This is a genomic window from Halalkalibacter hemicellulosilyticusJCM 9152, from assembly GCF_000513115.1.
GTDB classification, from domain to species: Bacteria; Bacillota; Bacilli; order Bacillales; family Bacillaceae_D; genus Halalkalibacter; species Halalkalibacter hemicellulosilyticus.
This window is the reverse complement of sequence record NZ_BAUU01000028.1, coordinates 56254-63260: the sequence shown is the minus strand read 5'-3', so window position 1 is coordinate 63260 and position 7007 is coordinate 56254. Positions and strand designations below refer to the sequence as shown.

The 7007-nt window shown below is 36.8% G+C and carries 4 protein-coding genes; 2 read left to right on the top strand and 2 right to left on the bottom strand.

The features are described 5' to 3' along the window. Positions 1-72: 72 nt before the first annotated feature. Positions 73-1842, top strand: coding sequence for an ATP-dependent helicase (locus JCM9152_RS16450; protein WP_035346358.1), 1770 nt, complete (start codon positions 73-75; stop codon positions 1840-1842). A 318-nt stretch (positions 1843-2160) separates the two neighbouring features. Beyond that, entirely contained in the window at positions 2161-2745 is a 585-nt protein-coding gene (locus JCM9152_RS16445) for a DNA cytosine methyltransferase (RefSeq protein WP_235715740.1), read from the top strand. 386 nt (positions 2746-3131) lie between these two features. On the opposite strand, the gene guaA is transcribed toward JCM9152_RS16445, so the two are convergent. Together guaA and JCM9152_RS16430 are read right to left on the bottom strand one after the other, a co-directional pair. Then, on the bottom strand, positions 3132-4673 hold the full coding sequence (guaA, locus tag JCM9152_RS16435; RefSeq protein WP_035346354.1) for a glutamine-hydrolyzing GMP synthase: 1542 nt from the start codon (positions 4671-4673) through the stop codon (positions 3132-3134). Between the two features lie 140 nt (positions 4674-4813). Beyond that, positions 4814-7000 (bottom strand): transglutaminase TgpA family protein, encoded by a 2187-nt coding sequence (locus tag JCM9152_RS16430; RefSeq protein WP_035346351.1) that lies wholly within the window; start codon positions 6998-7000, stop codon positions 4814-4816. Between the last annotated feature and the right edge of the window lie 7 nt (positions 7001-7007).

Genomic DNA, 7007 nt, shown 5'->3' with positions numbered 1-7007 from the left:
AACAGGATGAATATCAAGATTTTATAGTGCCAGAATATATAGCAAATGCAATTCAATGGGTGTGTGAATAATATGATTATTGATGCTCAGACGAAATTGGAAATAGAACATGATTTTAAGGTAGAAGCTGGTCCTGGTGCAGGGAAAACTGAATTCTTGGTAAATCATATCAAAAATGTAATACAAAATTCTGAAAGGCTCGAACGCATGAGAAAGATTGCTTGTATTACTTATACAAATACAGCTGTTGAAACAGTTTTACAAAGGCTGGGAAAAAGTGTCTCAAATAGAGTGGATGTATCTACAATACACAGCTTTTTGTATAGAAATGTAGTTAAACCATATTGTTCTTTTTTACCAAAAGAATATGAAGTTTGTATACGAAAATTAAATGGCCATAATGACCCAGTTGTGATTAACAAATACGTACGCGAATGGTTAGAAAACGGGGATTTCAAAGGGTTAAAACATCCCAATACTAAAAAACAACTGTTAAACATGTCTACTCTAAATAAAGCTCTACAAAACTGGCTTTTATCGATGAAATCCGCTTATAAAAATAACGATATACAATTTGTTTGTGATAATACCAAAGCTAAAGCAATTGATAAGAAGAGTGGAAATATAATGGGAATAAATAAGGCAAACTTAAATATATTGGAAAGTAAATTATTAAATTATAAAAAAATATATTGGAAGAATGGGATAATTGATCATGATGATATATTATTTTTCTCACATGTTTTAATTAGAGATTATCCATTTATCCTTACAGTTTTACGTGCCAAATACCCCTATTTTTTTATTGATGAATTTCAAGATACTAGTCAAATACAAGCTTTTATTATAGACGAGATAAGAAAGAGAGATTGTATCGTAGGAGTTATTGGCGATAAAGCACAGGCAATTTATGGTTTTCAAGGCGCACAAGTTTCCTTATTTGAAAATTTCAAAGTCGAACCAATGAATTCCCATACCATTATAGAAAATCATAGGAGCTCACATCAAATAGTTACTTTTTTAAATAGTACCAGAAAAGACATTCATCAAGAGTCATGTAGGGACATTAAAGATATTGATGTTTCAATTTTGATTGGAGATCGGAATCAAACTTATAATAAGGCAGCTAACAGTTGTAATAGTGAGCCACTTACTTCCTTGTCCAGAGATAATATTACTTCTAACGCAATGAAATTGAAAATAGAAGGTAAGGATTTTGATAGAAAGCTAATAGAAAAATTTGAAGGAATTGATAGTAATAGTCAAAGAAGGAATACTATTTTTCAATTTATTAAAGCAACTGAATTAGCTAAAAATACTAAGTATAAGGATGCTATAAAAATAATCGATTGGATTTATAAAGATAAAAATAATCCTAAAAAACTAGCCCTCTATTCCCTATCCAATATGATGAATTTCTATGAGCAATATAGTGATGGTACATTAATGGACTTTTACAATGTAGTTTGCAGTACTTTAGACATTAAGCTTACTGGTTTTAAAAAGGGACAGATAAAAGATTTTTATGAAAATACTTCTTATAGTAACATGGCTATATGTGTAAACATCATTGAAGATACAAGTGATCATATTACTATTCACAAAGCCAAAGGTGCGGAATTCAAAAATGTATTTGTTATAGGCAATCAAGATACTATTAATTTTCTTTTACAGCCTGATTTAACTAATAATGAAGAACAACGGATTTCCTATGTTGCTATGAGTCGAGCAAAAAATAAACTTTTTATACAATTTGACGATCTAGACATTGAGCATGAAGAGTCTTTCAAGAAACTTTACAATATAAATATTACAAGAATAGCAAAACCTAAAAGCATTTGAAGTGAAAACGTTGACTTGCCGCATTTCGATGGTACGTAAAATGGATAAAACAATTAGAAATGAATAGGTTCCCCGCCAAAATCCCGCCATCCTCTAGAGGGAATGAAGAAGGAAAGAGATATTGTGTAAAAACAGTATCTCTTTTTTGTTTTTCATTTATTTAAAGCCACTGTTTATCAGGATTTTTCACACTTATGGAATTAGAATTGAAAGGAGTAGTTAAAGCGATGGGTACTATTTATAAATGTGTGCTTTATAAATATTTCCTCCAAAAGATAATATTAAGGAATAATCTACTGATTAAAAGGATGATTATCTATGACAGCTATTACACTAGGAAGTCTTTTTGATGGAATAGGTGTCTTCCCCCTCTCCGCTTCTCGTTTTGGAATTATACCAACATGGGCAAGTGAGATAGAGAAAGCACCTGTATCTATTACAAAAGGGCATTTCCCTAACATGCTTCATCTCGGGGATATTACAAAAATAGATGGTGGAAAAATACCGCCTGTTCATATTATTACATTTGGTTCACCCTGTCAGAATTTATCAAATATCGGAAATCGAGAAGGTCTTGCAGGAAGTCAATCCAGTTTGTTCTATCATGCGATACGAATCATAGAAGAAATGAGGTGTGCAACGAATGGAACATATCCAGTTATCGCTGTTTGGGAAAACGTCATGGGAGCTTTTTCATCAAACAACAGGTTGGATTTTAAAGCCGTGCTGGAGTCGTTCACAGATACCGAAATTCCAATGCCTACTTCTGGAGTCCCGATATTGGGGAAAGCCCACACTTCCTCAAAGAAGAAGACGTATCTTCCTCGTGGCAGATTTTGGAGGAAAACGTGCCAGAGAAATATTATTTTAAAAAAATATTTCTATTGGGCTATTGGATATTGAGACAAAGCAATTTAAAATGATTGATTCAGTAAATAAAAATCATGAAATATTCAAGAGTATCCAGCCTCCTTTTGACTGGCATTATATTAATCGCATAATGTTGATTCCAGAACCAACGACTGAAGTCCGAGAGTCTAAGCTAGTATTTATAGACGGGTTAGAAATCGAGTGTGCTGGCGGTTTCACAGCTTGTTTCCATTTCAAAGTCTATAACGAAGAAGTTAACATTGCTTCATCGTTGCTATTGCCAGAATTCGTTTACTTAAAAAAACACTCTGTTATAACTAATCTATAATTACTCTAGTGATGGTTACCAAAAAGGGTACCAAAAATAAAAAACAAAGCCTAAGACACTGATATTCCAATGTCTAGGCTCTTGTTTTATACTATTCCCACTCAATCGTCGCAGGAGGCTTAGACGTAATATCGTACACCACTCGATTCACATGCTTCACTTCATTAACAATACGTGTTGAAATGATTTCAAGTACATCCCACGGAATACGAGCCCAATCAGAGGTCATTCCATCTACTGATGTAACGGCACGAATCCCAACCGTATAGTCGTATGTTCTTGCATCTCCCATGACACCGACACTTCTCATGTTCGGGAGCGCGGTGAAATATTGCCAAATTTCACGATCAAGTCCTGCTTTTTTGATTTCTTCACGTAAAATCGCATCAGATTCACGAACGATCTCTAATTTATCCTCCGTTATTTCACCTAGAACGCGGATGCCTAGTCCTGGCCCAGGAAATGGCTGTCTCCAAACAATTTCATCTGGAATGCCTAGCTCAGACCCTAGCTTACGTACTTCATCTTTAAATAACGTATTAAGCGGCTCAATTAAAGTAAACTTCATATCTTCAGGCAAACCACCTACGTTATGATGAGACTTAATCGTTTGAGCCGTATCTGTTCCACTTTCAATAATATCTGTGTATAGCGTCCCTTGTGCAAGGAAATCCATATCAGTTAATTGGCTTGTTTCTTCTTCAAACACATAAATAAATTCATTACCAATGATTTTACGCTTTTCTTCAGGATCAGACACGCCATTTAAACGCCCAAGGAACCGGTCTTTAGCATCAATTTTGATGACATTCATATTAAAGCCTTCACTGAACGTTTCCATGACACTTTCCGCTTCCCCTTTACGGAGCAAACCGTGATCGATAAACATACATGTAAGCTGATCACCAATCGCTTTATGTATTAAAACAGCCACAACAGAAGAATCAACACCACCACTTAATGCACAAAGAACTTGTTTATCACCAACGATGTCACGGATTTTCTCGATTTCGACTTCAATGAAATTTCCCATTGACCAATCACCTGCACAGCCACACACTTCATAGGCGAAGTTCTTTAGCATTTCATCACCGAACTCCGAATGACGTACTTCTGGGTGGAACTGCACACCATAGAACTTTTGATCTTCATTACTCATCGCTGCCACCGGACATGACGGATTAGATGCATCAACGACAAAGCCTGGAGGTGGTGCCAAAATAAGATCACCATGACTCATCCATGTTGTTTGCTCAATCGGTAATCCTTTAAATAAAGCCGATTGATTTTGAATGTTAATCGTCGCTTTTCCGTACTCTCGATGGTCTGCTGCATCCACTTTTCCACCAAAATGCTGTGTCATTAATTGCATTCCATAGCAAATACCTAATATCGGAATTCCTAAATCAAAGATCGCAGGATCACAATGAGGAGCCCCTTGGGCGTATGCACTATTAGGTCCACCTGAGAAAATAATCCCCTTTGGATTTAATTCCTTTATCTCTTCTGCAGTTATTTTGTTCGTCTTCAACTCGCTGTACACACCTAAATCACGAATTCGACGTGTAATGAGCTGGTTGTATTGGCCACCAAAATCTAATACAACGATCATTTCTTGATTTAATTCACTCATCCTGACCCACCCTTTTTTCTGAAGTTATTTATCATGATTATTTATGCCTTGTACATTTGAACAACCTTTCTTAACAAATATACGAAGGTCTCTTTTCAACGTTAAATACTGATTCATTTTATCAACCTACTATATCTTGGTCAAGAATTCATTTTTTTCACAAAAGCTAACCAACGTGCTTTTTGCTCAAGCCAACTCGAACGCTCTGAATTTTCACCATAGAGAATACGTTCATATTCCTCTGTCATAGCTTCCATTTCATCCGTCACAAATTGATCATCCATTCTTCTCGCATAGGCTCTTAGCGTTTCACCAGATTGTCGATGATATCCAATAAACCGTAGTAACCATAGAAGATGCTCGTAAGCAGGTACAAACGCTTCTTTATTTGTCGCTTTCTCATACCTTTTTAGAAGAATAAAGAAAACCACACTCTTCCTCTTCATAATCATGACAATGCCCAACAATAGTAGGAGTCCAAAAAGAATCCACGGACCGCCTGGAATCGTCCAATTGTGTGACGTTGTTCCGAAGTCTTGTGTTGGATCTTCTTCCTCCTCTATTTCCAACTCCTCTTCGTGCTCGTCTTCCTCTAGTTCTTCCTCTTCACTTGTTGCATCTAACGGATCTTCTTCGTCCATCTCGCTTTCTTCTTCATCATCGACTTCAAGAAAATCATACATATTAGCAAAGCCTTGTGTTGGTTCAAACGGCACCCAACCAACCTCTGGAAAGTATACCTCGACCCAGGAATGAGCATTAGAGTTTGTCACTTCATAGACCGAACGACCTTGACTTAATTGCTCGACCTCCGCCCCCTGAGTAAACCCCTTCACCCAACGTGCAGGAATATCAAGTGTTCGAAGCATCACGATCATTGAAGTCGAGAAATTATCACAATAGCCTCTTCTCGTTTCAAACAAAAACTGATCAACATAGTCCTGTCCACTACTAGGAACGGGAACGTCTTCTGTTTCATAGACAAAATCGGATAGACGGAAATATGCTTCAATCGCTTTTGCTTGATCATAACGATTGTCTTCATCTGCAACAATTTCCTCAGCTAATTCACGTACACGATCAGGTAATGTATCAGGCAGTTGCGTATAATAGTCCACGATATCATTTGGATCTTCTTCATTGGTTGCTTGCAATACGTCCACATGGAAGCTTGGATACACGTAATCATATCGATAGCGTGTCAAAGCAATCGCTTCATCTTCCCTAAGTGTATTTGCTCGTTCCGTATATTGATCAACAACGACATCGATCGTGTCATGGCTCGTTAATTCAACGAAATCACCTGGATAAAAAATATGATCAAAACGCGATTCTTCACCTTCAAAAGCTATTTCTGTGCTTAATGGATTAACTGAAATAGCTCCTTCTCTCTCTGTGCGATAAAGCGGATTCTTCATACCTTCTGGAGTTGTCGTTTCCCAACCTCTCCCCGTATAATGATCTTTCGTTTCACCTCGCCAATAATGCTCCTCTGTTACAGCCGCAAAGAACACCGTCGTATGATCATCAACGAACCCCCCGCCTAGCTGTTCATCAAAATCACCGTAGCCAATCCGTTGAACAGGCTCATTCCTTGACTCTAATCCTACTGCTGCTCGAACATACGGAACAGGATCAGTCCACTGAGGCTCAGGCTTAGGGAAAAGAAATCCAAATACTCCTCCTAACACAAGAATCGTAATTAATACCCCTCCTAGCCTAGCAGGTAGCATAGTAGAAGCAGCATGCAATCGTTCTTGTTCAATGAATCGATACATCGTCACAAGTCCTAGTAAAAGAAAACCAATAAAAAACGTACGAACAATAGCAAAGGTCGCATCATACCCCGTAAATGTATCGATAACCGCTACATAAATGACAGTGAAAATAAGGAAAAAAAGCATTCGCCGTGCATACACAATCCAATAAAATAATAAATAGCTCATAATCGCTAGCAAGACAAAGAATAGCAAACTACGAAATAAATCCGTTAGCGCATACCAGCTACCGCCTATCATGTAGCTAATATTTAAGGCTACATCTTCAAGAATAGCAGCTACCCATTCAAACGAAAAAAATTGGTCTTGAAAGAACACTAAAAACAAGCCATAAAAGACGATCGCAATTTTCATTAAAACCGATAACCCAACAGGTAATTGTAAAAACGTAATAAAGAAAAACACAGCTGTACACAACACAAAAATATGAATATAACCTGTATCAGTTACATACGGAAGCGGCAAAAGCCATTCCATTAATAATAAAAAACTTAATCCGTAAAGAAGAAAGTCTCTGCTTAAATCGAGTGTTTTTCTATTTGAGCGCATAAACTCT

Coding starts and splice junctions, on each gene's coding strand:
- JCM9152_RS16450 (WP_035346358.1), top strand. CDS start 73: ATGATTATTGATGCTCAGACGAAATTGGAAATAGAACATGATTTTAAG.
- JCM9152_RS16430 (WP_035346351.1), bottom strand. CDS start 7,000: ATGCGCTCAAATAGAAAAACACTCGATTTAAGCAGAGACTTTCTTCTT.
- guaA (WP_035346354.1), bottom strand. CDS start 4,673: ATGAGTGAATTAAATCAAGAAATGATCGTTGTATTAGATTTTGGTGGC.
- JCM9152_RS16445 (WP_235715740.1), top strand. CDS start 2,161: ATGACAGCTATTACACTAGGAAGTCTTTTTGATGGAATAGGTGTCTTC.